The sequence below is a fragment of the Acidaminobacter sp. JC074 genome (assembly GCF_022496765.1).
Classification (GTDB): Bacteria; Bacillota; Clostridia; order Peptostreptococcales; family Acidaminobacteraceae; genus JABXKX01.
Window position 1 is genome coordinate 1 of the sequence record NZ_VANV01000065.1, and the last position, 1,604, is coordinate 1,604.

The window sequence follows — 1,604 nt, forward strand, 5'->3', positions numbered from 1 at the left end:
AAAAAACACGGAGTTTGCTATGCCTAAAATTATACTAGATTTAACTAAATTAATCCAATCTTTATATCAAATTATTTATTCTTTACTCGTCTTTATTGCTATGAACATCAAGTTGCCTGATATTAAGGATGAGACTAAAGCACCTTATTCCCAAACAACTATTGATAAAGTACCTATTATCATTGAAATAGAAAAGCTAGATCACAAGCTTTTACTTAAAGAACATAAATCCAAAACCGGTAAGGAACTTAAACCGGTCAATCGTAGAAATGGTAAGAACATTCCTAAAAAACATAGGTGTCCTAGATGTGATGCCCCAAGTAAATACATGTACGATAACAATGGCGGACGCGGACAATTACTATGCAAAGTCTGTGGCCATACTTTCGATATCGTACGCAAAGAATTTWAGATGAAAATCTTTAAATGTCCTTACTGCAATCGACAACTAGATCGCCAGAAGGAACGCAAAGACCACAATGTTCATGTTTGCACTAATCGCAAATGTACCTTCTATTTACAAAACAAAGCTAACATCCCAAAAGACAAATTAGATGAATACAAACTGCATCCGGAGCGATTCAATCTCAAGTATCGATACCGTGAGTTTACTACTGATTTTTTCAAGATGGATCTACATTCATTACCCAAAGGAGCATRTAATTTCTCCTTCAGAAAGTTTTCACCTCATATACTGGCGCTTGTTTTAACTTACGCAGTTAATTGTAATCTATCATCCAGAAACACTGCCAAAGCCCTTCGTGAGATACATGGGGTTTCTATTTCACATACCCACGTRCAAAACTATGCTCGAGCTGCTGCAGCTGTTTTGAAACCATTCGTAGATACCTTTGATTATAATCCTTCAAATCATCTAGCTGCAGATGAAACATATGTCAAAGTGAAAGGTGTCAAAGGTTACATCTGGTTTATCATGGATGTGTGCAGTAGGTCTATTTTATCCTATAAACTCTCCAAAACTCGTGCAACAGGCGCATGTATCATGGCTATGAGGTCCGCCTTTKATAAATACAAAKTCTTTCCTCAAAACATCCTTAAATTCGTATCAGACGGCTATCCTGCTTACAAACTAGCATGGAGTGAATTCAAAGAAAAAGATAAAAAAGAATTCATTCTGCATCAAGTCATCGGATTAACCAACGAAGACGATGAAGTTGCCAAAGAGTTTAGATGGATGAAACAGATGATTGAAAGGCTCAATCGTACTTTCAAATACCACTACAGAACTACTACTGGCTACATGACTCTTGATGGAGGCGATACTAGTTTAGTACTATTCGTTACGTACTATAACTTTCTAAGACCTGAATCACACATCAATTCTCGTACTTTAAACTCTGTACCTGAACTTGACAACATAGAACTAATGCCAAACAAATGGCTGAAGCTTCTYGAAATGTCTCAAGCTAAAATACTCGAGCTTCAAGCTCAAACAACCTAATATCCAATTTCATAGATTTAACTACCACTGTAGGCGCTAGAGTGGCTATTTTTGTGTATATATTTCAAAAACGATGACTGAAAAGATTAAAATCTGCTTATCCATCGATCCCTACTTTTTTCATAGATTACTTTCCACTACC

The 1,604-nt window shown here is 36.2% G+C and carries 1 protein-coding gene; it reads left to right on the forward strand.

Going from position 1 to position 1,604, the window contains the following annotated elements; translation table 11 throughout:
* The coding region (locus tag EZV73_RS28210) for a DDE-type integrase/transposase/recombinase (RefSeq protein ID WP_330637294.1) at positions 1–1,462 on the forward strand (1,462 nt) is incomplete at its 5' end.
* Positions 1,463–1,604 lie beyond the last annotated feature (142 nt).